Source organism: Nanohaloarchaea archaeon SW_7_43_1, from assembly GCA_003009795.1.
Classification (GTDB): Archaea; Nanohalarchaeota; Nanosalinia; order Nanosalinales; family Nanosalinaceae; genus SW-4-43-9.
In genome coordinates this window covers 557968-582312 of the sequence record PXPE01000001.1, presented here as the reverse complement: position 1 = coordinate 582312, position 24345 = coordinate 557968, and the positions used below count along the sequence as shown (strand labels likewise).

26 protein-coding genes, 1 tRNA gene and 1 pseudogene are annotated in these 24345 nt (G+C 43.9%); 16 read left to right on the top strand and 12 right to left on the bottom strand.

All coding sequences use genetic code 11. The annotated features are described in order from the left end of the window. Nucleotides 1–90: 90 nt before the first annotated feature. The 6 genes and pseudogenes from BRC29_03420 (at nucleotide 91) to BRC29_03395 (ending at nucleotide 4659) form a co-directional block, all read left to right on the top strand. Entirely contained in the window at nucleotides 91–2964 is a 2874-nt protein-coding gene (locus BRC29_03420; GenBank protein PSG99149.1) for a hypothetical protein, read from the top strand. Beyond that, nucleotides 2964–3365 (top strand): hypothetical protein, encoded by a 402-nt coding sequence (locus BRC29_03415; protein ID PSG99148.1) that lies wholly within the window; start codon nucleotides 2964–2966, stop codon nucleotides 3363–3365. Before BRC29_03420 ends, BRC29_03415 begins: the two co-directional genes overlap by 1 nt. A 1-nt stretch (nucleotide 3366) precedes the next feature. Further along, nucleotides 3367–3729, top strand: a complete 363-nt coding sequence (locus BRC29_03410; protein ID PSG99147.1) for a hypothetical protein — start codon at nucleotides 3367–3369, stop codon at nucleotides 3727–3729. A 14-nt stretch (nucleotides 3730–3743) separates the two neighbouring features. Next, on the top strand, nucleotides 3744–4049 hold the full coding sequence (locus BRC29_03405; protein PSG99146.1) for a hypothetical protein: 306 nt from the start codon (nucleotides 3744–3746) through the stop codon (nucleotides 4047–4049). 6 nt (nucleotides 4050–4055) lie between these two features. Then, a complete protein-coding gene (locus tag BRC29_03400) occupies nucleotides 4056–4238 on the top strand; it encodes a hypothetical protein (GenBank protein ID PSG99145.1) in 183 nt (60 codons plus the stop codon). A gap of 241 nt (nucleotides 4239–4479) precedes the next feature. Then, nucleotides 4480–4659: pseudogene (locus BRC29_03395) on the top strand (peptidoglycan-binding protein). A 2847-nt stretch (nucleotides 4660–7506) separates the two neighbouring features. Here the strand turns inward: BRC29_03395 and BRC29_03390 are convergent. From BRC29_03390 to BRC29_03375, 4 genes are all read right to left on the bottom strand, one after another. Further along, nucleotides 7507–7791, bottom strand: a complete 285-nt coding sequence (locus BRC29_03390; protein PSG99144.1) for a hypothetical protein — start codon at nucleotides 7789–7791, stop codon at nucleotides 7507–7509. Beyond that, nucleotides 7776–8366, bottom strand: coding sequence for a hypothetical protein (locus BRC29_03385; protein ID PSG99143.1), 591 nt, complete (start codon nucleotides 8364–8366; stop codon nucleotides 7776–7778). Before BRC29_03385 ends, BRC29_03390 begins: the two co-directional genes overlap by 16 nt. A gap of 37 nt (nucleotides 8367–8403) precedes the next feature. Continuing rightward, nucleotides 8404–8724, bottom strand: a complete 321-nt coding sequence (locus BRC29_03380; protein ID PSG99142.1) for a hypothetical protein — start codon at nucleotides 8722–8724, stop codon at nucleotides 8404–8406. 19 nt (nucleotides 8725–8743) lie between these two features. Continuing rightward, nucleotides 8744–8818 (bottom strand) — tRNA-Asp (locus BRC29_03375). Between the two features lie 132 nt (nucleotides 8819–8950). Between BRC29_03375 and BRC29_03370 the strand changes: the two genes are divergently transcribed. The 3 genes from BRC29_03370 to BRC29_03360 are packed head-to-tail and all read left to right on the top strand — an operon-like array spanning nucleotide 8951 to nucleotide 12152. Next, nucleotides 8951–9922, top strand: a complete 972-nt coding sequence (locus BRC29_03370) for a glycosyltransferase (GenBank protein PSG99141.1) — start codon at nucleotides 8951–8953, stop codon at nucleotides 9920–9922. After that, nucleotides 9919–10968, top strand: coding sequence for a glycosyl transferase family 1 (locus BRC29_03365; GenBank protein ID PSG99140.1), 1050 nt, complete (start codon nucleotides 9919–9921; stop codon nucleotides 10966–10968). The genes BRC29_03370 and BRC29_03365 overlap by 4 nt, the downstream gene beginning before the upstream one ends. Further along, the gene (locus BRC29_03360) at nucleotides 10965–12152 is read left to right on the top strand and encodes an NADH oxidase (GenBank protein PSG99139.1); all 1188 of its coding nucleotides are present in this window, start codon (nucleotides 10965–10967) and stop codon (nucleotides 12150–12152) included. Before BRC29_03365 ends, BRC29_03360 begins: the two co-directional genes overlap by 4 nt. 79 nt (nucleotides 12153–12231) lie before the next feature. On the opposite strand, the gene dph2 is transcribed toward BRC29_03360, so the two are convergent. The 3 genes from dph2 to rpl10e are packed head-to-tail and all read right to left on the bottom strand — an operon-like array spanning nucleotide 12232 to nucleotide 15408. Beyond that, nucleotides 12232–13236 carry a diphthamide biosynthesis enzyme Dph2 gene (dph2, locus tag BRC29_03355; GenBank protein PSG99138.1) on the bottom strand — a complete coding sequence of 335 codons (1005 nt, stop codon included), beginning with the start codon at nucleotides 13234–13236 and terminating at the stop codon, nucleotides 12232–12234. A gap of 26 nt (nucleotides 13237–13262) precedes the next feature. After that, nucleotides 13263–14849: a hypothetical protein gene (locus BRC29_03350; protein PSG99137.1), complete on the bottom strand. Its 1587-nt coding sequence runs from the start codon at nucleotides 14847–14849 to the stop codon at nucleotides 13263–13265. Between the two features lie 37 nt (nucleotides 14850–14886). After that, on the bottom strand, nucleotides 14887–15408 hold the full coding sequence (rpl10e, locus tag BRC29_03345; protein PSG99136.1) for a 50S ribosomal protein L16: 522 nt from the start codon (nucleotides 15406–15408) through the stop codon (nucleotides 14887–14889). Nucleotides 15409–15531: 123 nt separating this feature from the next. Between rpl10e and BRC29_03340 the strand changes: the two genes are divergently transcribed. The 4 genes from BRC29_03340 to BRC29_03325 all read left to right on the top strand — a co-directional run bounded on the left by BRC29_03340 (nucleotide 15532) and on the right by BRC29_03325 (nucleotide 18202). Then, nucleotides 15532–16173, top strand: a complete 642-nt coding sequence (locus BRC29_03340; protein PSG99135.1) for a hypothetical protein — start codon at nucleotides 15532–15534, stop codon at nucleotides 16171–16173. 119 nt (nucleotides 16174–16292) lie between these two features. After that, nucleotides 16293–17018 (top strand): hypothetical protein, encoded by a 726-nt coding sequence (locus tag BRC29_03335; GenBank protein PSG99134.1) that lies wholly within the window; start codon nucleotides 16293–16295, stop codon nucleotides 17016–17018. A 177-nt stretch (nucleotides 17019–17195) separates the two neighbouring features. Then, nucleotides 17196–17549 carry a hypothetical protein gene (locus tag BRC29_03330; protein ID PSG99133.1) on the top strand — a complete coding sequence of 118 codons (354 nt, stop codon included), beginning with the start codon at nucleotides 17196–17198 and terminating at the stop codon, nucleotides 17547–17549. Next, nucleotides 17486–18202, top strand: a complete 717-nt coding sequence (locus tag BRC29_03325; GenBank protein PSG99132.1) for a hypothetical protein — start codon at nucleotides 17486–17488, stop codon at nucleotides 18200–18202. Before BRC29_03330 ends, BRC29_03325 begins: the two co-directional genes overlap by 64 nt. A gap of 94 nt (nucleotides 18203–18296) precedes the next feature. Here the strand turns inward: BRC29_03325 and BRC29_03320 are convergent, their stop codons facing one another. Beyond that, nucleotides 18297–18749 carry a hypothetical protein gene (locus tag BRC29_03320; GenBank protein PSG99131.1) on the bottom strand — a complete coding sequence of 151 codons (453 nt, stop codon included), beginning with the start codon at nucleotides 18747–18749 and terminating at the stop codon, nucleotides 18297–18299. Nucleotides 18750–18969: 220 nt separating this feature from the next. On the opposite strand from BRC29_03320, the gene BRC29_03315 reads away from it, so the two are divergent. Both BRC29_03315 and BRC29_03310 read left to right on the top strand, forming a co-directional pair. Further along, nucleotides 18970–19413 carry a hypothetical protein gene (locus BRC29_03315; protein ID PSG99130.1) on the top strand — a complete coding sequence of 148 codons (444 nt, stop codon included), beginning with the start codon at nucleotides 18970–18972 and terminating at the stop codon, nucleotides 19411–19413. Between the two features lie 11 nt (nucleotides 19414–19424). Further along, entirely contained in the window at nucleotides 19425–19634 is a 210-nt protein-coding gene (locus BRC29_03310) for a transcriptional regulator (GenBank protein PSG99538.1), read from the top strand. Nucleotides 19635–19725: 91 nt separating this feature from the next. On the opposite strand, the gene BRC29_03305 is transcribed toward BRC29_03310, so the two are convergent. From BRC29_03305 to BRC29_03295, 3 genes are read right to left on the bottom strand one after another with little or no spacing between them, the layout of a single operon-like run. After that, nucleotides 19726–21033 (bottom strand): pyridoxal-5'-phosphate-dependent protein subunit beta, encoded by a 1308-nt coding sequence (locus tag BRC29_03305; protein ID PSG99129.1) that lies wholly within the window; start codon nucleotides 21031–21033, stop codon nucleotides 19726–19728. Then, nucleotides 21030–22448, bottom strand: coding sequence for a hypothetical protein (locus tag BRC29_03300; GenBank protein PSG99128.1), 1419 nt, complete (start codon nucleotides 22446–22448; stop codon nucleotides 21030–21032). The genes BRC29_03305 and BRC29_03300 overlap by 4 nt, the downstream gene beginning before the upstream one ends. Then, the gene (locus BRC29_03295; protein PSG99127.1) at nucleotides 22448–23449 is read right to left on the bottom strand and encodes an ATP-binding protein; all 1002 of its coding nucleotides are present in this window, start codon (nucleotides 23447–23449) and stop codon (nucleotides 22448–22450) included. The genes BRC29_03300 and BRC29_03295 overlap by 1 nt, the downstream gene beginning before the upstream one ends. Before the next feature lie 172 nt (nucleotides 23450–23621). Between BRC29_03295 and BRC29_03290 the strand changes: the two genes are divergently transcribed. Next, on the top strand, nucleotides 23622–23978 hold the full coding sequence (locus BRC29_03290; protein ID PSG99126.1) for a transcriptional regulator: 357 nt from the start codon (nucleotides 23622–23624) through the stop codon (nucleotides 23976–23978). 14 nt (nucleotides 23979–23992) lie between these two features. Here the strand turns inward: BRC29_03290 and BRC29_03285 are convergent, their stop codons facing one another. Beyond that, a complete protein-coding gene (locus BRC29_03285; protein PSG99125.1) occupies nucleotides 23993–24253 on the bottom strand; it encodes a hypothetical protein in 261 nt (86 codons plus the stop codon). Between the last annotated feature and the right edge of the window lie 92 nt (nucleotides 24254–24345).

Sequence of the window (24345 nt, the reverse complement as noted above, 5' to 3'; positions counted from 1 at the left end):
GAGGGCGGCCTACTGATGGCAGCGAGCTGTAAGCGAGCTCTACCGGACTCAACAATGTTGGGGCGTTGGATGCTCCTCCTCGTTGTATTAATGGGTATGGTTTCCGGTGTTTCGGCAGCAGAAGTTACAGACACTCAAGGAAATGCTGGTGACAACACTAATGACGGTAGTTATACATATAGCGATAGAATGGGTTTTCTATTTGAATTGAAAGAGGAGAGAATTATTAAGACAGTAGATCTCTACGGACCCTCTGAGGGTAAACCTGTCGAGGTTGTTCACTGGGACAGAAATACAGAGACTTTAGGTAGTACGGTGGCGAGAGATAGCAGCACAGGTGATAAAGCCCAGTTTGATGTAATTGTCGAGCCAGGAGATTATGCGATCGTCCAAGATCAAAACACGCAATCGGCTTATGACACTGCTACGGTTTCAAGCGGAGGATATGACGATGATCAGTATATTAACTTTCTTGGATTTACTGGAGGCGGAAGCTGGAAAACCCAAGACGATGGATATATGCGGGCCGGCTTCGCTATAACTACGGAAGAAAATCCTAATCAGTCTCCAGAATTTAATTCTACTTCTGTCAGTTCTGATCCTCCTTTGATCGGGGAGAATGTTTCCTACGGTGCTGAGGTCTACGAGCCGGACGGCTCGATTCAATACACCAATTTGACTTTGAAGCATGGAGGCTCTACAGTAGTTTCTGATGAAAAACGGACAGGCACAACTCCGTCTTGGGACGACATCTACAAGCCGGACAGCGGAGACAAATGGTTGAACGCCACATTAGAGGCTGTAGATGACCAGGCAGCTGTAACCACGAAAGAATTGGATAAGTATCTTTTGGATGATGCTCCCCAGGTTTCCATCCAGGATCCAGGGAACACAACGTATTTCAAGTATCGTCCTTCTCTCCTGTTCGATGTATCTGATTCCGATAGTAGACCGGGAGAGGATTGGAATTGTGATGTGGAGAAGGATGGAGGCCTGTATGAAGAGGTTTACTTGAAGGAGGGAACGAACTCGAGCTACTCTGGAACTCTCAGCTCGGATCTGGGAAGCCACAATCTAACTGTTTCTTGTTCCGATGGCTCCGGAAATACGGGCTCTGCCTCAGAGAATTACAGGATAGATTCCTTCGAAGTCCAGAATCTCCAGGCTGATTCTCCGGTCTATGAAGCTCATACGGAAACATTTGAATCCGACTTTAAGGCCGGTTCCATGGTTAATAATGTTACAGCCTTCCTCTACTGGGATGGAAGCCAAGAATCCTCTGAGAATGTAGGGATCGGGAACTCGATAACTACTACCTATTCAGATCAGGACTTCGAGATCCCATTGGTTTCCTCGAATCAAACTTCGAAGAACTGGAAGTATAAGTTCCAGGTGAACTATGATGATTTCCAGGCCTCTACTACTTCCTCGAAGAACATTTCTTCGAGCTCTCAGAGCCAGGAGGTTTACTGGAGCTACTGGATCAAGGATTCTTACCCAGAGGAATCGAAGATCATTGAAGGAGAAACAGCTTTTCATCAGGTAGAGGTAGGAAACAAGAGTTCGAAGGCTAATCTGGATGGAGAGCTGAACTTCTCCAGGTATTCCTCAAATAACGAATCTTTGACAGTTCCAGATAAATCTACATCGAATTATATCTTTTTCGAGGGAGAGGCCTACTCAGGAGAAGTTTTCTCCAACTCCAGAACTGATGACTTAAATACCAGTATCGAGATCTCCTTCGATGAATACTCCAGGGAGATCTCTTCCCAGGATCAGATAACCACTCATAAGATCCAGATCGATAAATGCGGAACCCACTCTACGGAGGTATTGAAATTCAAGATCTATAATGAAAGGGATAGATCCGAGCTCCTGAATACCACTATGAAGATGGCCTTCGAGATCTGGAAGGATCCTTCTCAAAAGAGAGTTTTCAATACATCTTCAGAAGGTAAAAAGACTCATAAGCTCTGTATAGCTCCCAGCTGGGCTGAATATACTGTAGATTCCGGGGATAAACTGATCCAGTATCAAGATGTAAACGAAAACTACAGATTGAGAAGCCATTTCCTCTTAGAGAAGCCTATCAACAACGATACAGAAACCATAGAGCTCTACGATGTTAAGGCTATAGAATCCGATAGGATAGCTTTCCAAACAGTAGATGAAAACGGAGAAGAGCTTCCAGAAACGATCATCAGGATAGAACGTTACTTCCCGGAGAACGATAAATCCTTGACTGTAGCTATGGTTCGTACAGGATCTGAAGGAAGATCTGAAACCTTCCTGGAAACCAATGAAATCTACTACGGCTTCAAGTTCTACAGAAAAGATGAGTCCGGATCCTATCAATTAGTTCAGGAAGAGCCCGATCAGATTATCTCCCAAGATCTACTGAGTTTCACGATAGGAGAATCGGAGAGAATCAGCTACTACGAATTTAAACAGGGAATCTCCTACAGCTGCCAGTATAACGTCACTCAGGTTCGATGCTCCTACTCTACAGAACAGCCTATCGACTATATGGAGCTCCAGGTTTCAGAGGAGAAGGCTATCCAGTATAAAGAAGTTTGTTCGAATAAGGCCTCTACAGCCTCCGGAGAGGTAATCTGTAAAGGATTGAACGCTACAGATTCCTCCTTCAAGTATGCTTTCAAGGCTATAACTGATGCCGGGAACACGATTACCTTGGAAACAGGAACCTCTGGAGATAAGGATCCTTCCTTCGGAACTACGGGGCTAATCCTTTCCTTCTTCCTGTTCGTAACCCTTGGCTTCGCCGGGTTTTCAGGCCCTAGGCCGATCCCGGAGGTATCGGTGGCCTTAACCACTCTGGCCGTAGTGGTCAGCTATAGCTTGGGCTTCTTGGGGATCACATACCAGGCAGCTGCTACCTGGGTGATGCTGGGAGCTGTAACAGTTTGGAAGATGCGTAGATCTGGAGGAGGTGCTGGAATCTGATGGATATGAGAGATATAGCCACGAATCTGATGTTCTTCGGAGCTATGCTCTCAGGGATCCTGTTTTTCTCAGCCTCGATGCTGGGATCTCATGATGTAGATGTTCAGGATGAAAACCTGCAAGATCTATCCGAAGATCTGAACTCTCGAACAGCTTCTACAGAAGGAAACCTCGAAAAAAATACTAAAAACATAGATTCAGGGCTGGAGGCTGGGCTTTTCTACCTCAGAGGAGTTTTCGATGTGATTAAAACCTTGTTTCAGCTGTTCCTGTCTATACCTTCAATCGGAGGAACGATTATGGCCGAATTAACCCTTCCAGCTTGGGTAGGAGGCCTGATCAGTATTCCTTTCGTGTATGCCCTTATAACTCTGGTATTCGAGGCCAGGAGGAGTTCATAAAATGAAACTGAAGAAGAAAATCTCGGCTCTTGGAACTTCGATGATCTTCTTGGTAGCCCAGGCCTTGGGAGCTGCCAATGCAAGTATCAGAACTCCGGATCAAGAAGGTTTTGTGGGCCTGATGTTCCAGTATCCGAATGAAATTACTGGAGGGATTCTCGGCTATCTCTTCCTGGTTATGATTTTTGTTCCGAGTTTCGTAGCTGGAGCTAGATCTGGAGATCTGATGAAGGGATACCTGGCAGCTGGATTCCTCACTCTCGGAGCCTCAATGTTTCTCCTAGCCTTCGAAATCCTTGGATCAACCGGTTTTGTAGCCGTAGCCCTGGCTTATTTAATCGGTTTGGGTCTAATAGATAGATAGGAGGCTTCCCCACAATGGAGATGGCTATAACTCTTCCTTTCGTATTTCTCGGATTTCTTCTGGTAGCTATAGCCCACGCTTTTGGGGAGGAAGCTCCAGGTCAGAAGATTATGTTTCTTGGTTTCGGCTGGCTGATGGGGATTTTCTCTATCGTGGCCGTGATCAATGTAGCCAGGGAAACAGGTTATTCCGGTATAGTGGATCTGGGGACAGGAGCTCTCTACATTATGATTCCGGCATTGTTCCTGTGGTTCATTTACATTGTGGCTAAAACCTTTACGGAGATGGGATCGAAGATTTTCTCCGGTCTGGGGAGGTAGAACAGGATGGCCAGAAACCATCCTATATTAACGGATAAGGAAACGAAGGAGGAGATCAGGAAGAGAGTGAATATTCTGGAGGCCAGGAGAGGGGAAGAGGTTTCTGAGGATGAAGTGGTTAAGAGAGCCTTGAAGAAGGATAAATTCTTGGAGGAGAAGGAACATCTTCTGGAAGGACTTTTCGACTGAACAAGCAAAACTGATTTATTAACGGATTCTCTAAATAGTTGATAGGAGGTCTCCCCCTATGGGTTTATTTGATGATGTTAAGGATGCTGTAGATGAAGCCCAGGATAAAGCCGAAGATGTAGCTGATTCTGTAGGAGAGGCCGTAGATCAGGCTGAGGATACGGTTCAAGAGGAAACTGGAGTAGATCTGGGAGGATCAGGAGGAGGCTCTGATGATTCCGATACGGAAACTACTGAATCCTCTTTCAGTTCTGGAGGCTCTTCAAGTTCTTCGAGTTCTTCAGGTTCCTCTTCTTCAGGAAGTAGTTCTTCTGGATCTTCCAGCTCGGGTTCCTCGAGCTCTACTTCTTCAAGTTCTTCGGGAGGAGGCAGCTCCGGAAGTTCTTCTTCTGGAGGTGGGTCTTCAGGTGGAACAGTTTCCAGGACTGTAGAATCTGTTTCTCCTCCGGATCCGAATCAGGATCAGGGTATGCCTGAAGATGCTAAACAGGAGATGGAGGAGTTTTTCAATGAACAGGATCGTAACACGGCTGATAAATCTGTAGTAACTGTAGAACAGGGAGAAGAAGTTCCTGATAATGCTAAAGTGATCAGGCAGGAATTGAATAAGTTTGGGGAGCCTACAGGCCCTAAAAAGGTAGCTACTACAGAGGCAGCAGCTTCCCGATTGACTCCAGAGGGAGGTTCTTCTAGAGATGGAGTTCAAATAGATACTATAAATGCTGATGCCCCTGAAAGTGTTCAGGAGGCTCAGAAGAAGCTTCAGAAGCAGCAGTTCGAATTGGCTGAAGCCAAGAGAAATAAAGAACAGCTAGAGACTCAGGAGAAATTCGTTCAAAACAGGTTGAAGAGAGCCAGATCTTTCGATGAAGGAGCTGAACTGAAGAAGGGAGGAGAAACTATTACCAGGGAGGAATTGATCCAGGATCTTGAACAGAAAAGGGATCAGATTAGGAGCCAGAAACAGGAGATCCAGAGTTTCCAGGGAGAAGCCTCTTCCAACATCGATGAACTGGAGGGGGCTGTGGATACCAGGAAGGAGATAGCTGAGAACCCTCTAGGAATAGCCGCTCCAGGTATCTCCGGAGTAGCTTCTCAAGGTCAGGGAGCTCCGGATCCAGTATTAACTCAGGAAGAGCTTAAGAACCTGGAGGAATCTGGAGGTAGAACCACGAAATCTGTTGAGGAAGTAGCCCGAGAAATGGATCTGGATAATGCCCAGGTTAATGTAGATGTTCCTTTCGTAGGTCAGGAAGGAGAGCCTGATGCTACCTTAACAGGGCTTCCAGCTCGGACAGCTGCCAGTTTCGATACCTTCACTTCTGACAGAGGGTTCGAACAACTCTCTACGGCAGCTCCCTGGGTAGATAAATCAGGAGCCCAGGTAATCAAGGAAAACATAGTAGAATCCAGGAGAGAACAGAGAACAGATCCAGGTTTCGATCCTGGAGAAGAAGCTGTAGATACATTGAGTTCTCCGGCTGGTTTGGCCTTCGGAGCTCGGGCAGCTGGAGCCTTATTCAAGGGAGGAACCGCAGCCCTAGCAGCTCAGGGAGGAAAAGCAGCTACGGCAGCTAAAGGAATAGAAGGAACGGCAGCTGTAGCCGGAGGAGTTTACGCTGCCTCCGAGGTAGATGAATCCAGAAGGCAGTTCCAGGAAGGAGAAAACCAGGAGGCTACTGAAAACCTTCTGAAGTTGGGAACAGAGTTCGGAGGTTTCGCAGCTGGAGCCAGGGGAGCTTCCAGAGCTTTATCTCCTGAAGTTTCCAGGCTTCCTTCTGGGGATAGAGTGGTTCGAGGAGAAGGAACTAATAGGCTTCGAGCTACTGAGGAAGGAGGTTTTGAAGGATCTGGCCAGTTCGAAGGCCGTTTCAATGTAGAGGCTCCCCGGATCTCAGAGAGGTTAGGTATAGCTGAATCTGGAGAAGGAACTGTTCGAGCCCAATTCAGAACTTTTGGATTTGAATCTTCCAGCCAGGCCCGAGGAAGATTAGAAGTAGATGTTCCTGGAAGAGATACTCAATCCAGGGATTTTGAGGCTGTGAACATCAGAACAGGAACTGGAGAAACTCCTTCAGGCCAGGAAGTAACTCTCTCCAGGAATGTTCTCAGATCTGAATCAGAGGGCCCGCTTTTCAGAAATACTGAAACCAGAACTGGATCTTCCAGGAATATCAGAGAATCTGATCAAACCAAGGAAGTTCAGGAAATTTCTGATGGCCTGTTCAGATCTGAAGAAGCCAGGGTAGTTGAAACAGCTTCCAGATCTACAGAGGATTCTGGAGATGTTCGAGCTATCTCAGAAACCACCAACATAATAAGAGATTCTCCTTCTACCCGTGGCTTTGAAAGAGGTTCAGGTGTTCGAGGAACTGGGGGCTCTCAAGGAGGTTCCGGAGCCCAGCTTCAAGGCAGTTCAAGGACTCGAACCGACTTCCAAGATGGCCAGTTCGACTTCTCCGATCAAGTAGCCAGAGGAGTTTCAGATACCGTGGGGATTTCAGCCGGAACTTCTCAATCTGGAGGAGGAGCCCAGGGAGCTACGGCCGATCTAGCTGATAGTATCTTCGGAGGTCAGGAAACAGGTTCTCAGGAACAGGCCCAGGCTTCAGGGCTTTTTCAGGGAGAAGCCCAGAGCCAGGAAGTAGAACGGGCTCCTACCAGCGAACAGCCTGTTCTCGGATCCAGATCTGAAACTTTGGAAACAATTGAGGGAGGTCAGGAGACAGTTCGGGATGCCGATCCTGGCTTCGCCTCAGAGGAAATTGATACTGGAGGCCCAGGGCTTGAGGAAGAAACTCGAGATCCTCTGGATCAATCTCCAGGCATCTTCGAAGATCAGCCTCAGAGAGAAGATCGGAGAGAAACAGCTGTTCCTCGAGAAGAACAGGTTTCAGGCCTTGATCAAGATCTGGGTCAGCCTCAGAGGCAGGGAGTAGGAGAGCTCCAGGAAGTAGGGGTTTTTCAGCCTCAGAGAACAGAGCTTGAAACTAGCCAGATAGAGCTTCAAAGAGAACAGCTGCAGCAGAGGCAGCCTTTGAGACCTCCTACTGGTAGAGGAGTCAGAAGGCCTCCAGCTGCTCCTCCGGGAAGGCCAGGTTCTCCTTTGATCGGTGGAGGAGGATTCGGAGAGAGCTCCAGATCTGATGATGCTACTAGGCCGGAGGGAGAGTTTGCTCCTTCGATTGAAGGTATAGCTCTCGGCATTAGAGCGGATGAAGAAGATACCGAGGGAACTCTGACCGGCTTGGAACCCAGAGGGATTCCTTCACAGCAGGAAGAACCCGATCAGGAAACAAACAGCGGTAATAGGGATAATCCAGGTATTCTGTTTTAGATATTCGAATCTTTCTTTCTCATTTAGGTCTTCATCGTTCATAGATCTGGCTCCCAGGAAGAACACATAGAAAAAAGCCATATTTCTCAGTATGTTTCCAGCTGATTCTGCTGTAGTTCCTGTGAAAGCTGTGGATAGGAAAAGGATTGTGAAAAGGTGGCCTCCATACTTGAATATATCTTCCCAGCTTTTGATAGATATTAGTTTTTCGAACATTTCAGATCCTCCACTCTATCGTTTTCATTGAGTTCTATTTCTTTTATTTTCAGACTATCTGTCTCTATAATTTCTCCTTCTTCATCAGTTACCGTTCTTTTCAACTTCATCGGGTTTCCCCTTCCATCACAGTATTGATGGTTTTCTATTTCTCCTTCTTCGGATCCTTTAGAACATCTGAAGCTCTGACTACTTAATTCAGTTTCCCAATTCTCAAATCCTCCCCCATCATAAGTTATCAACGCAATAGAGCCATAATCTCGAGGCGAGTTAATCTCTCCGTGTTCGTTAAGATTGCTGATTAGGAGCTTCTTATTCTTTCCGCATAAAGAAGGTAGATCAGAGTCTTCGGATCCAATTTCAATATTTTCTAGGTCAGATTTTAAATCTTGAACTCTCAGCTCAAACTGTAAAGGAAATGCGAAGTAGGCGAAAAGCAGTACAAGAAAAGCTCCTACGGCTAAATTCTTCAGAGATAGAAGAAATCCTTTGCTGTGAACAGATTTATATATGGATTTGACTTTAGAATTTAGTATGTCTTTCGATATGGAAGATTGGGGCTTCAAGCAGGACATCAACAACGTAATAACCGAGGTGATGCCTGCTTGAAGGCTATAGGAAAGAATTGTCATTTTGACTTAAAAAGATGTTTATTCTCGGTTTCATGGTTTTCTGAGAGATTTTCAGCTCGAGGGATCGAGGCCGTAGATGGTGTTCGGAGTTCACCCTACGGAGGCCTCCCCAGGCTTCTTTCAGGTGATCTCCTATCGATCCCTCGAATAGCTGATCTCCCAGAATCCATTGAACTTTCAGCCCGAGGATTCCAGACTTGTTACTATCAGACCGAGCCATCGATTTCCATCTTTGGCCGGAAGGATCGAAGGCTCTACGCCCAAAACCCTCGAATAACTGGTTCAACGGATCGGCTGTCATGCTCATAGCGGATCGTTTACGCGGAGCCCGGGATTCGAACCCGGGTCATCACCGTGACAGGGTGATATGATGGGCCAGACTACACCAGCTCCGCACGCTGGTAAAATTCTATTTACCTCTAAGTCTTTTAAAAACACTCTACAGTGTCTCGACAACACTTTAGAAAGCACAAGTCAAACCTTGTTTTGTGGAATTAACAATCTGTCATTATTCACCCTTTCACGAAATGATTGAGGGAGGAATCAAGAGATCTATAAGACAGCAGAGAAAAGTGTTAGAGAAAGAAAAACAGATAGATTTGGTAACTGAAGCTGGAAAGGGCTACGATATCCTACATCTGAATCTTAGTGATCCAATATCAATTTATCAGATGTTCAGAGCGAAAAGATCGGGTAAAAAAGTAATTTTTCACACGCACGTAACGGAAGAAGATTTCCGCGACAGCTTCAAATTTTCGAACAAACTAGCGCCTATCGTAGGGAGGATTTCTGACTTTGTTTACAGCAAAGCCGATCTTTTAATTGCACCATCAGATTATACAAAAAGAATACTGGAGCAGAGAGGAATAGAAACCAAAATCAAAGTCTTGACAAACGGCATAGATACTGAAAGACTTGAAGGAAAGAACCAGTCAAAATCCAGACTGGAGAAAGAGTTTGAGACAAATGGTTTCCATGCAGTTAATCTCGGGATGATACTTGAGAGAAAAGGCCTGGAAGACTTCATCAAGGTGGGAGAAAAAGTTGATGAAAATCTATTATGGTTTGGATCGACCGGTGGAAAAATTGCGGCGAAAAGAAAAACCAAAAAACTAGTTGAAAATTCACCGGAAAATGTGAAGTTTCCAGGATATCTCGAAGATGTTAGAGATGCCTTCACACTTGCAGATGTATTCTTTTTCCCTACCAGAGAAGAAAATCAAGGAATTTCGCTTCTCGAGGCCGCTTACCGGGAGAAACCTTTAGTAGTGAGAGATATTGAAGTTTATGAAGATCTTCTGGAACATGAAGTAAACTGTTTAAAAGCAGACTCTGTAGATGGATTCGCAAAACAGCTTGAAAGACTCAGAGACAATGAAGAGTTAAGAGGGAAAATTGGAGAGAACGCCAGAGAAACAGCAGAAAAACACACGCTTCAAAATGTAGGCAATAAACTTTTAGAGATCTATGTTGACCTAGACGGTGATACGATCAAATGAAAATTGGTTTTTTCACAGACAGCTACTTCCCGGAAATCGATGGAGTAACCTATACCCTGAAAGCCTGGAGAGATAGACTTGAAGAAAAAGGTCACGATGTACATATAATTTATCCGGGATCACCTGATTACTTACCGGATGAAAATGAACATCCATTAAGATCTCTACCCAATCCTTTCTATAGCGGTTACAGAGCTCCACTGTTCCAGCTAAACTTCGAGTTCGATGAGCTAGATATAATTCATTGCCACGGACCTGGACCTGCAAGTATGTCCGGTTTAATGTATGGTTGCCTGCATGATACACCGAAAATTTATACCCATCATACTCCAGTCGAGGAATACTTCGAACAAGCAATCCACATCAATACCTTGGCAGAGTTCCTCAAGAGAATCTATGTACCGATGGAAAACTATTATCTGAGAAAATACGATGTGAAAACGGCATCCGTAGGGGAGCCCTCAAGGAACTGCCAGTTTCGACAACTACCTGTGGGACTAGATTTAGAGTTTTTCCAGCCATCAGATCAGGAATTCAAAGAAGATGAGGACTGGGACGAACCTGTTTTAGGATACAGTGGAAGAATGAGCATGGAAAAAAACTTAGAGGAGATAATAGATTTTGCTGAACAGTTTGATGGAACAGTTCTATTGGTAGGGGAAGGCCCTACTCGTGAAAAGATAGATAGGATAAAACCAGAAAACGTCTATACATTTGATTTTCTACCAAGAGATAAGCTTACGGATTTTTACTCAAGTATAGATCTCTATGTAACTGCTTCAACAGGAGATACTCTCGGTCTTTCCCCTTTAGAAGCCAATGCCTGTGGAACACCTGTGATAGCACCAGAAGTCTTTCCTTTCAACAGGACGATAAAATCTGAGAACGGCATGTTATACAAAGACAATTCAGAGAAAGATCTGAAACAGAAAGTTAAAGAAGCATTGAATTCAGAGTTTAATACTAGGGAAGCAGTTCAGAAATACGGATTGAATAAAACAGTCAATCAGTTAGAGAAAATATATCAAGAGGAGATAGGGAAATGAAACACGTAATTATTGGAGATGGAATAGCGGGAGCATCCGCAGCAGAAACGATAAAAGAAGAAAACCAAGACGCAGATATAAAATTGGTCACCAAAGAGTCCGAACCATTGTACAATCGTATAATGTTGAAAACATACATGAAGGGTACACTGCCGAAACAGTACACCCGGGTTCACGATGAGAACTGGTATGAAAAAAGAGATATCGACCTCAACCTTGACAAGAAAGTCGATAACATTGATCGTCAGAAAAAAATGGTTGAGACGGCTGAAGGCGACAAATTTGAATACGACAAGTTACTGATTGCGACAGGCGGATCACCAAGAAAGCTTCCTCAGGACGATGATTATAACAATCTTCATTACATGTGGACGATGGGGAACGCAGAAACAATTAAAGAATCAGCTGAGGAGGCTGAAAAAGCGGTAGTAGTTGGAGGTGGTTTACTTGGAATTGATCTTGCGATGGCTTATGCAGAGAACGATGCCGAGACATACTACCTGATAAAGGATGAGTGTTGGTGGAACAGAGGAATTAATGCTGGAGGCGCTGAGATCATACATCGAAAACTGGAGGAGAAAGGAGTAAAAGTAATAACAAATACCGTTGTAGAGGAATTGAACGCTGAGAACGGAGATGTCACAAGTGTGGAAGCGAGTAACGGCAAAAACTATGAATGTGATGCAGTAGCGGTCGCTATCGGCCAAGTACCGAACTCTGACATAGTAGATGTAGAGAGAAACGAATCAAAAATGATTAAGACTGATGAATATCTCCAGACATCAGATAAAGACATATTGGCTGCGGGGAACATGGTAGAATATTACTCGCCTGTATTTGAGCGACAGACTGTAAACGGTTCCTGGGATCACAGCGAAGCCATGGGAGAAACCGCCGGAAAAAACATGGTTGGATCAGAAAAAGAATTTGATTATGTAAACACTTATGGCGTAGGACATTTTAATGCACAGTTTTTGGCAATCGGGGACTGGACCGGAAAAACTCTATCAAGAAAATACGGTGAAGAAAATCATTACAGAAGACTATTCTTTGACGATAAAAGACTTGTTGGAGCTGTAATGATAGGATTTACTAAAGGACAAGAAGAGATCAAGAGAATGATTAAAGAGAAAGAAAAAATTGAGAACAGGGAAGAACTGCTCGATAAAAAGTACTGGACCTAGGTCTCAGTTCAGAAATTCACGTTCTCTGAGGTGCAAATGACACGAAAATTAACAGAATAATCCTCTCCTCATCCTAGCCTTATTCATCTCCAAAATCATCATCCAGAACTCTTAGCGCCCTAGGGGAGACAAATGCAAGGTCCTGCCAGTCTTTAGTCATACGTGGACACGCACAGTTGACATAGATATCGATTCCGTATCCTCTATAGTCTGCTTCGAAGATTCTATCCTCGACAAATACATAGACATCTTTGCCATGTTCCTCAAGTTTCTCTTTAGCGATCTCAACGGCTTTCATGTAGTTCTGTCCTTTCTTTGAGGAGGTTACAATACCCCATTTCTGCTTATCCTTGTGCTTGAGAACTCTGGCGTACTCTGCCTGCATCTTGTCATCAAGTGAATTAGCTGGTTCGATCCAGATATGTTTTTCGTATGGATCTACGACATATACTTTCTTTCCAGCCTCCGATACCTGTGAAGGGTGGAAATGTCCAGAGCCGAGAAAGACGAAAGCATCTACTTTATGAGCGATATTGTGGGCGGCGCCTGCGTCACATCCCAGTACCTGTCCAGGCTCTGAGGTTCGAAGCCCGGTCTTACCTTCAACCACTTCGAAACCCTTACTTTCTAAGAAGTCACGAGCCTTTTCCGCTCTATCCATGTACTGGGTAACACCGACAAGTCCCAATGTCTCATCCTCATCGATTTCATCATAATTTTCTTCGAGCACGCTCATGAGGTCACGATCCTCCCTGTATGGAAGATAGTATACATCGTAGTCTTTCATATCTGCTTTCTCAGGGTGCAGAAACCGTGTATGGCCAACGTGAACCAGGGCATCAGCACCCATTCTATTCACTTTTTCATCAGCAATTCCACATGCGCCAAAAGTCGAGGCTCCAACTATAACTGTTTCAAATCCTTCATCCTCTAGATCCGATGCGAAGTCAATTATCTGCGGTTTAATGCCATCAGGGCCCTGGAGGCCGATCTTATCGTAGTCTTTTCCCTCCAGTTCCTCAAGAACTTCTTCAAAGGTCTCGTAGTTGTACTGTTGTCTTTCCTGTTTTTGAGCTCCAGTCATGTTAGAAGAATGTGCGGTAAACTTTTTTAGTTAGAATCAATTTCCCGGATTTTCTCCAGCATGAACTTCTTTTCTGCTCTTTGAACTTTTTTCTCCAAATCATCCATGAAACGTTTCTCACAGGAAACTGCATCGTAACCTTTTACCACTGCTTCTTTTAAAACATCGATTTTCGGCCGATTTACAATAAGAACTTTTTTCTCGGCATCCAGATACTTGATCATTTCTTTGCTTTCTCTCCCCAGCTTTCTCACATCCAACATTAAATTATCTCCGTCGAACACGAAGGCCTGTTCGGCTGTATCAACGTAGTTTTTTCTGGAGAACTGATTTTCTCCTGCAGCCTTATCATTGAGTACGTAGCCATCTCCGTATGGTGGCGAAGTAAAAACTCCTCTACCGTTTCTGGGATTAAGAGGTAGAACTTCTGTGGCGACCGGCGAATCAGTAGTATCTTCGGTTATCGCTTTCGTATCTCTGGAGTCATTGCTATCTCGACTGAATGGGAAACTATCTCTGGTTCCACCGTCCATTCTGGCCTGTCTTTTATTCTTTCGACCGCTTTTTTGCTCCTTCATATTGATTCTCTGCCCGTTTTCAAGTTTTTCAGCAAAGCTGAATACAGCGGTTTTGCCCTCTTCCCGGGCTTTTTCGGCATCTCTGCTGGTGTAACCTCCTGCTCCAGTCACAAGATGTTTTCTATACTTCTTTGGTGACAATGTAGTTTCTGAATAAGTAATTTCCTGGCCGACAGTTCCGCTGATATCGCCTTCTGATACCTTTAACCCCTGTATCTCAGGATTTTTCAGTACTTCGTAACGTGGCTTTTCTTCCCAAACATCCACAATATAGAAATCTCCGCGTTTGTAAGCAAACTTGGCATTAATATCCTGTCTGTCAAGTTTTCCAAGCAGTTCCTTGATCTCTGAATCCTCAAACGGCATCTCTGGTTCAACCTTTTTGTGTCTCTCCTCTCCGTTCATAGGGTTCCGGGTGATCTTCCTGTGTTCCTCCGGCTTCTTCGAGTCAATTTCTCCGGAGTCAAGGGTGTAGAAGTAGGGCCGGTTCTCTCCTTCCTCCAAAGAGGTACCAAGTCCTTCAACAACTTCGACAAGTCCAGGGGTTTCCATACCTCCCGTAATAGCCGAACCAGAGTACTCGGATTCAATCATTTTCTGTACAATTATAGACGGCATTTCACCGGTTTTCTCATAGTAAGAGCCGGTTACGTCCTTCAAAGCTTCAAAGAGGTCCGACGAGCCGACATTTAACCTGTATTTGGCATGCGCCCGTCTATTTGATACCCTGATCGATACAAACTGGTTATTCCTCTGTCCTCCGACAAGGTTCTTAGCTTTTCCTGTCGAGTTTCTGACCTCGGAGCTCATCCCTATATCCTTGTATGCATCCTTAATTTCCTTCCGATAATCTGAACCAATACTAGCGTTAAGTATCTGTTCAGCGGAAGTAAAATTGTCAAAAATCTGTTCGAGTTCTTCCGAGGTTATAACGAAAAAATTAGGTACCTGAAAGTTCTCAGCCCTGTCAAGCATTCTCGCCTTCTGTCCAATATCTCCTTCTAGATGGCCTTTCCACTCAACCATGTAATACATTGGAAATTGGAGAAATTAATAATTGGGGGAAAAAATTCTATTCCTCGATCTTGACTCTGCAGCTGACAGGCATCTTGTGGTTTGCTCTCTTTAGGGCTTTCCTTGCCTCCTGCTCATCTCCGTCTTCTACTTCAACTCTCATTACAGTCTGATCATCATCTACCAGTGCTGCTCTGCCAATCGGTCTTCCGAACGGCTTCCTCATACCTTCATAGTAACGGTCTGCCTGTGCTACTCCTGCCAGTGGGTGGTATCTCAGGACATGATGAGGATACGGCAGGATTTTCATGTAGTATTCTTCTTCAGGGTCAAGAACCTTGCTGAGATGAGAATTTGCTGCTATTCTTCCAGATTCCAGTGCTTCGCTTCTAATGGCGCATCCTTCCTCTACCTGTAGAACTATGGAGCGTTCAAACTCTGTATTCCGGGCTCCCATATCGTACTGTGTGACTCTTGGAGCTGGTGCTCCGCTAATATAATTGTCTTTCCCTTTCTGAGACTTCCTTGTGTACGGCTGGTTCGGTTTCTCTCTATAGATGCTTGCAGGTCTATCTCCCATTTCAATAACCTCTTAACCGGTTAAGCGGAGTTAAGCTTTATATAGGGTTGGAGTTTTTCCAAAAGTTTTTCTTCTACCAGTTACCTGCTAAAAGATATAAGAACTGAAAACTAACAGATTAATATGTCGGAACTGATTGAGAGAGTTCAAGATTTAGAATCAAATGATGGAATACCTAGTTATACGTCCGAAATTGTAGATATATTTGAGACTGCTGAAGGCTGGAAACCTTCAACACCTGGAAAATATGATCGTATAGTAGCTGAAGTTGAAGAGAATCTGGAAAATTTATTGGATAAAGATGGACAGAATGGGTATCAAGTGATTCTAAGCTACGATAATCATAAAGAGGATACAGACGCCGCTCTCAATCTTCAATTTCCTGATGTGAGGAACGATAAAATGTTAACTGGAACATTGAACTATCGGTTTGAGCCGGCTTTAGCAGGCTTCCAAGATGAGATTTCTCGAGTGAATAGAAAAGCTGCAGGTGAAGCAATTCCAGAAGATGCTACCTATGTGAATCAAATTCCGGAAGACTTGAGCGAAAAAGAAATCGTAAGTACAGGCATAATACGTGTTTCAGCCCCGGCTTTTGATTTAAGGCCTGGAAAACTTTCTGAGGATTTAGAGACTCTTGGACGGACTGTAGATAAACTAGATCAATTTTATGAGGAGGAAATGGAATCTGCACTGAAGAAATCCGCTAGAGAGTTTGTATCTGATGAAAAAGATCCCTCAGATAAAGGGGTTTTCATAAGATAGGAACGATCAGACATTTTACCCATGAGTTCGTAAGAATGAAGAATCGTGGACAATCGGCATTACATGAGCAAAGCCTTTTACCCAAAAAGTTTTTAAGTTACTACTACTAAATAACATCTATGTCCTGGGAAGAAGTCCTTGATCGGTTAGGAGGCGGTAAGAGAGCTCTCGGATTCACAAATTTGGGTGGAAGAGATTCAGAAGAAATAGAGGAAAGATATGAGAAGAGCAACTCAAGAGTAAAGAAAAATATGTCAGTCCAGTCCCTCCAAATTGCTGTAGACGGATACTTGGAAGGAAAAGTCTCCGAGGAAGAGTATCTTCAGGTCAAGGACTCCACGTTAGACAACGTTAAGAGCTTTTATGCTGGAAACAACCAAGGAGAAATCTATACACCAACAACGGACAGGGAAACCCGTGAATCAGGACTTCCCGGTGATGACGCCGTTATCGAGTCTTGGGCTGAAAGACTAGATTATGGTCCAGAAAATATCGAAAAAGTTGTTCCTGTAGCAGCTGGCGGTCTTGAACCAGGTATTGTCGCTGGAGAGCTTCTTGATGCCGAATTAAGTGTTGTAAGATATTCAAAAAACGACCACGGGGATGAAACAGTTCAAGAAGTTGATGGCGATTACAGTAATGATGACGTGCTGATAGTTGACGATAATTCCTACACTGGAGAAACTCTTTCTGAAGTAGAAGAGTATGTATCTGAAGAAGCCAAAGATACTTATGCAGAAGCTGTAGTAGAAGGAGAGGTCTTAGGACAAGCCAAAGCCATAATACCTCATTTAAATCACCGTAGCTGGCGACATCGACAGCCCAAAAATAATCCTCTGATGTGAAGGATTCAGCCATTCAAAACTTTCTCAGTAAAAACTGGGTCCAAAGCATTCAGAGACTTATTCCTCGACATAAATACAGCTGACTGGACGATCCGTACTAAAAAGAAATACGGGCTGATTACCTCTTATCTATTTAAGAATCAACGCTTTATGCCTTAACACAGGGAATCCTTACTCATGACGAATCCGGTACGCACATCAGTACAAGAATTTGTCGAAGATGACCTTGAACACATAGATCTTAAAGAAGATAATTATGGAAACGTTGTAGACGAAATAGAAGAAAAAGAATTTGGCTACGTTCCCTGGAACTGGCCGCCATTCCCGAATGCCGATGAAATAGGTGAAAAAGATATTATCGACTTCTTCATGGTTGGAAACGCCATCAACTTCCAGTTCCGCGATCCAAAAACAGGCGAAGATATGGTCACGAACGAAACGGACAGCTTCACGAAGGAGCATTTGGTATGTGGGCCGCACTTCACAACGCCTATGAGGAAGACTCCTCCATTCTCAATGGCAAACGATTAGCAGAACTAGACGAAACCGACATCAAAGAGTTATTCAGCGCAGATAACGATGTCGAACTCCCTCAGCTAGAAGATAGAAGAACAATCCTCAACAGCATAGGAGAACAGCTCAGCGAAGAATATGACGGAAGCTTCCATAAGCTCGTTGAAAGATCAGACAAACGGCTTTACAGCGACGGAAACGGTTTAATAGACAATATAACTGACTTTGAAACCTATAATGACAGTGTTAGAGTTGATGGAAATGAAATCGATTTCTACAAACGTGCACAACTTGCCGTATGGATGCCGCTCGGACATCTCGAAGTAACAGGGACTGAAAACCCGTTAAAAGTTGAAGATGAAGAGAACTTCGAAATAGCAGCGGACTATCATTTCCCCAATATCTTCCGCCATCTCGGCCTCCACGAATACGATGAAGAACTTGTCAACGACATCGAGGCAGGCAATGAACTTGATGGAGGTGGCCGACGGGAAGCAGAACTCCGGGCAGCAGCAGTTTATCACGGAAGAAATCTCATCAACGAACTTGACAGTCGCACTGACGAAGAAGTTACTGCCGCAGGCCTTGATGGAGCTCTTTTCACTGACTATAAAGAAGAAGCTGAAAACGACCATGAAATCCATAGAGTGGACCACACGATCTGGTATTAGTTCAATCTGATTCGGAAGATTATCAGTGTCATGCTATCATCTTATGCACAGACTTTCTTGAGACAAATAAGAAGATACAGGACCCAATAGTGCTTCAGAAATTCTTATGTATTTTCAAGTCTCTCGTGTCGAATGTCCCCAAGATGTTTTGATCATCTCTCCATTCTGACCACTCAGACAGTACTTCTTGAAAGACTTCATTCTGCCATAGTTCTTCATCTCTGACTTCGATCTCACCACTGCCTATACCTGCTGCATAGGTTTTATCATCTGTAATTTGGTATAACCCTTTATCTTCAGTTACTACAAAGTGGTAGGCAGGTCTTTTATCCTGGATAGCAGGCAATTCATTTTCACCTCTTCTCACATTTCCAAAGTAAGTACCTGAAAAACTTCCGTGATCCATTCCATATAGGCCAGCTAAGTGTTCATGGCTCACAGCTGAGTATTCATCGATGTCAAATTCTTTAACCATTTCTGATGTTCTCTCAGACTCGCCAATATGCATGGACTCAAGATCAGTATATATTTCCGATAATCTATTCATATAATATAATATCGGTTATTAGGTAATAAGTTTTTCGAATAACCATTCCTCTAACAGTATCTATGAACCTCAGCAGTGACAGCAGACAACTTCTAAAATTGGGAAGATGAGATACTCACGCATAAATAGTCACTATATTCTGTATCAAACGGAAAATCACCAAGCAAGACATTAATAAATATGTAAAGCCATCTTTACACAAAAGGAGCTTTAAACAAAGATGCCAGAAAGCGAAAATATTACGGAACAAGAGCGTGTCCAGAAGCGTGAAAAATACCGCACATGGATTACCCGAACTGTTGGAATTGGAGTCACCGGATTCTTCATTGCGAATGTAGTTTGGTGGATCACTGAAGCACCTCTGGCTTTGTATGCCGGTCTTGGGATTTACTGGCTCGGCTGCCTTGGGATGGGTATAGGTTACTGGGCTTCACCAGTATTAGTGAGAGACGAATTTGAACAACACATTTTGTGGGAGGCAAGCCAGGCAACATACACATTCATTACTGCTGTCGCTATAATCGGTATTCCGGCTGATGTCGTTCTAAGTGTGACTGGCACTTACACGGCTCCGGCAGCGCTCCGAGGAGCAATCTGGGCGTATCTCCTGTTGATCTTTGTTTTTGGAGCTGCTCACTGGTACGTGGGACGGCAATACAGCTGATTTCTATGGGTATGAAAAACGAGATTGTTGTATATCGTGAACAGGAAGAAGTGACACAGGAAGAGTTAGCGGAAGCCGTTGGTGTCTCAAGACAGACAATAAATGCAATCGAGCGGAACCGTTACAATCCGTCTCTTGAGCTGGCGTTCAAACTCTCGACTTACTTCAGCTGTCAAATAGAAGACCTGTTTAAACCTGATATCGATGTATCCAGGGATTAATACTTTTTAGATCTCTGAGCTAATCACAGGAGAACAGGTTCTTACATGATGAAGAAGATTTGCAAACGAGAAAACTAACTATATTTTGAAGTCAAACCGTCCCGAGTTCTTTCTCCCCGCTTTTCCATCCTGTAACTCCTTCTTTCAGGTTGTATGCTTCAAAGTTGTCTCTCTGTAACAAGGCGGCGAATTTCCTGGATTTTCTGCCTCCTGGACAGACCAGCAGTATTTTCTGATTCATGTTGATAGGTTTGCCTGTTTCTATCATCTCTTTGAGTTTTTCTTCAGGTATGTTGATTGAGCCTGGTATATGTGCCATCTGGTAGGCAGGGTTGGACCTTGAATCAACAATAATTGGTTTTTCCTCTTCAATCCATTCTTCTGCGTTATCTACCGATATTTCTGGAACCTGTTCAAGCTCTTGTTCCGTCAGTGTTTCTGTGCCTTCTCTCTCCTTTCCACCGAAGATTTCTGGTTTTCTTTCCTTGATGTATGAGCGATAGTGTTCGAATCGGTCGCAGGCGAAGAATATCGCTGTTCGTTTTTCTTCCAGTTCCTGGTCGATTTCTGAAAGCTTTCGTTTCAGCGCTACGAAGTTTGCTCCCGTGGTTGGACCAGCCAGGATACCACAGTTTCTAATCAGTGTCAGCATTCCCTCCAAGGCGTCTTTTGAATCGATTACTGCTCTGTCATTATAGAGTTCCTTCTCGTATAGCCCGACTTCCCACATCTCATTTGCGGTTCTGATTCCTGGTATGAAGTCGTCCTGTGATGATACTATACCTGTTACTTTGAGCTCGGGATTTTCTTCCTTGAGCTTCTGTGCTGTGCCTTTAGTTGAGCCTGTTGTTCCGAGTCCGCCGAAGAGGTAATCGACTTTCCCAAGGTCGTCAAGTATTTCCTGTCCTGTCTGCTCCCTGTGAACCTGAGTGTTTTTCTTGTTGGTATACTGTCCTGTGCGGAAGTATTTTTCGCCCTCTCTCGCCATTAACTGGTCGAGATATGTAAGCGGATCTTCAGGATCGTTTGGATCTGGACATTCACTTTTCCCTGGAAGCTCCTCTATCTCCGCTCCCATCATGATGAGAATATCCTTGACCTCATCAACTTTGATACGGTTAGTGATTGTCTTGAAGTCAAGTCCATTTGCCCCTGCGATTCCCTGAATTGCTTTAGCTGTGTTTCCACTTGAAGACTCCAGAAGCGTCTGATTCTTTTCCTTGATTTCATCTATGTCGTCTCTGATTAATTCCCAGGCGACCCTGTCTTTGATCGAGCCAAAAGGACTATGATACTCCAGTTTGACATACACATCTATATTTTCAAGTCCTGTGACTCCTCTATCGAGTTTCAGCATCGGGGTATCGCCGATCAGCTCTGTTATCGAGTCATATTTCACATTTCTTCACCCGTATAGAGTTCGTCTTTTTTCCAGTTGTTGTCGCCGTAAACGGCTATTTTGTCCGCTGTATCGTGCTGAATCGTTCTTGATTCTCCGAAGTCCATATGGTATGCTGCGGTGTTCACGAAAACTATGAGATCGCCTTCTTCTTCTGGTTTCTTGTCAAGAAAGGTCTTGTGTTTGTAGATAAAGTCTGATTCCAGGCAGAGGTTGCCCACGAAAAATACGCCTCCATCAAGATCTTCCCTGTCTTCGTCTCTGTGGATGATGTATGGGTCTACCATCAGTTCCCAGTTCTTCGGGTTGATATTTGAATTGTTCATATCGAGCCCGACCAGTTTTTCTCCACAGGCATCTTCTTTCACGAAACTGACTTTGCCGACTGTTATGCCTGCTAAATCGAGTAAAGCTCTTCCTGGCTCGATGTAAAGCTCTATCATATAATCCCTGAGAAGATCTCTGAACGTTCTCTCATAGCCTGGTATTTCTCTGGAAAGCAGTTTGCAGAGATAGTCGTCTTTCGCTGTTTCATTGTAGTAACTGTATAAATCGACCGAGCCTTTCACGCTCTGGTTTTCGGAACGCAGTCCAAAACTGTGGCTGTCCCATGTTATTCCTTCTCTCTTACCTGCTACAGATTCCTGAATTGCTTCAAGGTATTCGCTCCATTCCTCTCCGCTCTCCAGGTAGTTTACTTTCATTCCACCTCCGATGTCCAGTATCTGGGTTTGGTATCCTGCTAAGTGGAACTCTTTCACCAGATCAAAAATGTTCTGAAGAGCGATAGCCTTCTTCCGCATATTCGCAGTGTCCAAGTGAAACGCAAAGCCCTGGAAGTTTACTGAGTCGTATTCATCGAGCTTCCGGATTACCTCGTCTTTCTTTCCTGTAGATATTCCGAACCGTGAATTTTTCTGTATAGCTTTCCTGTCTCTCGGAACAAAATTGTTCAACCTAATCAAGACATCAGTTTCCGTTTCAAACTGGCGGCTGTATTCTTCGACTTTCTTAAGCTCTTCAAAGCTGTCGATATGCAGTGTACATCCGTGATGAACTGCTAAACGGAGAAACTCTCTATTTTTCGGACCTGTTGCAAGTATCTCCTCTCCCTTGAATCCTTTCGATAAGGCATTTTTGAGTTCGTTTTCCGATGCCACATCAATACCGATATCTTCCGTTCTGCCTTGAGCGATTAAGGATTCTGACTTGTTGGCTTTGTGGGCGAAGAATATTTTGCCTTCAATTCCGTGTTCATCGAAGACATCTCTGAATGCCTGAATATTCTTTGAGAAGTTTTCTGGCAGCATTATGTTTAGCGGAGAGCCGAAGCCATCTGCCAGTTCTTTCAGTGTTTCTTCGTCTTGAACGATTTTGTCTACTACTCTATTGGTTTTTGGAGTCAGTTCCAGCATTATACTTCACTCCAGGAGAACTCTTCATCTATCTGGGTTTTGACATCCCCGCAGGCATCCTTAATATGCTGTTTCTTAGAGACCTTGCGGTGGATTTCCTTTAGTTTCTCAAGTCTTTCATCAGACTCGACTTTCCGATCCTCTGAGGTTTCCGCTATCCTCTGGAAGACCTGTTTTTCATCCGAGTTCAGTAGATCCAAGCTTAACGGATTGTGCTGTTGTCGTGCCATCTTGATTTCGGGCTTTCTCGGCAGATAACCGATTATCTCCGAGTCGATGTTTTCCTGCAGATATTCTCTGTCGTGCTTACAATCTACTTTGTTACCGACCACAGCTATACTCTCGAAAACTCCGGCTTCCTGTGAAAGCTCTTTATACTGTTCATAGACTTTGACTCCTTCAGGTGTTGGCTCAACCACGAGAACTATGAGGTCGAACTGTGCATGAAGTGTGTTTGCGAATGCATCAGTCCCCGCCACCATATCGGATACGAGCCATTCATCTTTCTCCAGTTTCAGGTGTGAGAGAATGTTTTCGAAAGAAGTTAACGATGTATGGTAGCAGCTTGCTCCAATTCCTTCTTTTTCGTATGTTCCGATGTGCATAAACCAGTTATCGCTGTATTCGGTCGCCAAATCGCTGAGAATCTTATTTTTTCCGTTTAATCTGATGAAGTTTGAGCCTCTGCCTGGAGGCGTGCTTTTCACAACATTTGATTGATCTTTAATCCGAGAGTTATCGCCCTTGACATACTCTCTGACTTTCTTCGAGTTCTCCTCTTTTGATACTGCAAGCTCGGCTTCAAAATCTGCGTCTATCAGCTCTGCAAGATGCTGGTTGATGTCAGCATCCGCCGCTAGAAACTGCTTCTCCTGGTCTTTGAGATATTCTATGAACAGTGCGGCTAGTGTTGATTTCCCGCTTCCACCTTTTCCTACAAATGCTGTTCTCACATTATCACCTCTGTTTTTGTCCGAGTTGCTTGCTCTGCTCCAAGCCATCCTGTCATTATAGTTGTATCAACAGATTCGTTTTGAGTTCTTCCTATCATGTTTTTGTTAAAGAATCTTAAGTTTTTTAATAATATAAGTTAAGACAGAAGTATAGCATTAATATAAATCTGAAACGGAAAAACTATCAACGCCAAATATCGACTCTACGAGGCAGAACGAAATGCAAGACAAAGAACAGATACAGAACATAGAAATCAGAAAACTCAGTCCACACGAGCAAGTAATTGAAGAAAACCTGAAGAAAGTTCTAACCTCTCTTAAAGTCGAAAAAAGACTGAAGGAACCTATAATAGTCGATAAAAAAACTAGAGTAATCCTTGACGGACATCACAGGGCAGAGGCATTCGCTCTGCTTGGACTAGAGGAGATTCCGTGCAAACTTGTCAACTATAATTCGGATGAAATAACGGTTGAACCACACCAGAATGGAGAGATAACCAAGGAAGAAGTTATTGAGAAAGGCCTCAGTAATGAGCTTTTCCCTCCGAAGACATCCAGACACAGCGAGATTCAGTGAGAATCGGTGATTTTTCACTCTTCCTGGATCTCTTTAATTTTCTCTATTATTTTTGTTCCTTTTTCAGTAATCCTGTATCTTCTGTCGTAGTGTGCGTCAGGATTTAGAACCTCAACCAAGTTTGAGTCTTTCAGGTTACCTAGTGTACGGCTCACGTGGCTTCTGGAAATATCTGTTTTGGAACTTATCTCGGTAGGTGTTCTGGGCTCTCCTATGTCTTGCAAGTATTTGAGGATTTTAAGCCTGTAGTTAGATCTTTTGATTTTGGATAGGATTTTTCAATCTTCGTCTTTCATGAACCGTATCAGGCTTCAGAGACATGAATAACGAAATTACAGCTATCGTACATCATGGCGTACCACTTTAT

Coding starts and splice junctions, on each gene's coding strand:
- BRC29_03420 (PSG99149.1), top strand. CDS start 91: ATGGGTATGGTTTCCGGTGTTTCGGCAGCAGAAGTTACAGACACTCAA.
- BRC29_03415 (PSG99148.1), top strand. CDS start 2,964: ATGGATATGAGAGATATAGCCACGAATCTGATGTTCTTCGGAGCTATG.
- BRC29_03410 (PSG99147.1), top strand. CDS start 3,367: ATGAAACTGAAGAAGAAAATCTCGGCTCTTGGAACTTCGATGATCTTC.
- BRC29_03405 (PSG99146.1), top strand. CDS start 3,744: ATGGAGATGGCTATAACTCTTCCTTTCGTATTTCTCGGATTTCTTCTG.
- BRC29_03400 (PSG99145.1), top strand. CDS start 4,056: ATGGCCAGAAACCATCCTATATTAACGGATAAGGAAACGAAGGAGGAG.
- BRC29_03390 (PSG99144.1), bottom strand. CDS start 7,791: ATGTTCGAAAAACTAATATCTATCAAAAGCTGGGAAGATATATTCAAG.
- BRC29_03385 (PSG99143.1), bottom strand. CDS start 8,366: ATGTCCTGCTTGAAGCCCCAATCTTCCATATCGAAAGACATACTAAAT.
- BRC29_03380 (PSG99142.1), bottom strand. CDS start 8,724: ATGACAGCCGATCCGTTGAACCAGTTATTCGAGGGTTTTGGGCGTAGA.
- BRC29_03370 (PSG99141.1), top strand. CDS start 8,951: ATGATTGAGGGAGGAATCAAGAGATCTATAAGACAGCAGAGAAAAGTG.
- BRC29_03365 (PSG99140.1), top strand. CDS start 9,919: ATGAAAATTGGTTTTTTCACAGACAGCTACTTCCCGGAAATCGATGGA.
- BRC29_03360 (PSG99139.1), top strand. CDS start 10,965: ATGAAACACGTAATTATTGGAGATGGAATAGCGGGAGCATCCGCAGCA.
- dph2 (PSG99138.1), bottom strand. CDS start 13,236: ATGACTGGAGCTCAAAAACAGGAAAGACAACAGTACAACTACGAGACC.
- BRC29_03350 (PSG99137.1), bottom strand. CDS start 14,849: ATGTATTACATGGTTGAGTGGAAAGGCCATCTAGAAGGAGATATTGGA.
- rpl10e (PSG99136.1), bottom strand. CDS start 15,408: ATGGGAGATAGACCTGCAAGCATCTATAGAGAGAAACCGAACCAGCCG.
- BRC29_03340 (PSG99135.1), top strand. CDS start 15,532: ATGTCGGAACTGATTGAGAGAGTTCAAGATTTAGAATCAAATGATGGA.
- BRC29_03335 (PSG99134.1), top strand. CDS start 16,293: ATGTCCTGGGAAGAAGTCCTTGATCGGTTAGGAGGCGGTAAGAGAGCT.
- BRC29_03330 (PSG99133.1), top strand. CDS start 17,196: ATGACGAATCCGGTACGCACATCAGTACAAGAATTTGTCGAAGATGAC.
- BRC29_03325 (PSG99132.1), top strand. CDS start 17,486: ATGTGGGCCGCACTTCACAACGCCTATGAGGAAGACTCCTCCATTCTC.
- BRC29_03320 (PSG99131.1), bottom strand. CDS start 18,749: ATGAATAGATTATCGGAAATATATACTGATCTTGAGTCCATGCATATT.
- BRC29_03315 (PSG99130.1), top strand. CDS start 18,970: ATGCCAGAAAGCGAAAATATTACGGAACAAGAGCGTGTCCAGAAGCGT.
- BRC29_03310 (PSG99538.1), top strand. CDS start 19,425: ATGAAAAACGAGATTGTTGTATATCGTGAACAGGAAGAAGTGACACAG.
- BRC29_03300 (PSG99128.1), bottom strand. CDS start 22,448: ATGCTGGAACTGACTCCAAAAACCAATAGAGTAGTAGACAAAATCGTT.
- BRC29_03295 (PSG99127.1), bottom strand. CDS start 23,449: ATGGCTTGGAGCAGAGCAAGCAACTCGGACAAAAACAGAGGTGATAAT.
- BRC29_03290 (PSG99126.1), top strand. CDS start 23,622: ATGCAAGACAAAGAACAGATACAGAACATAGAAATCAGAAAACTCAGT.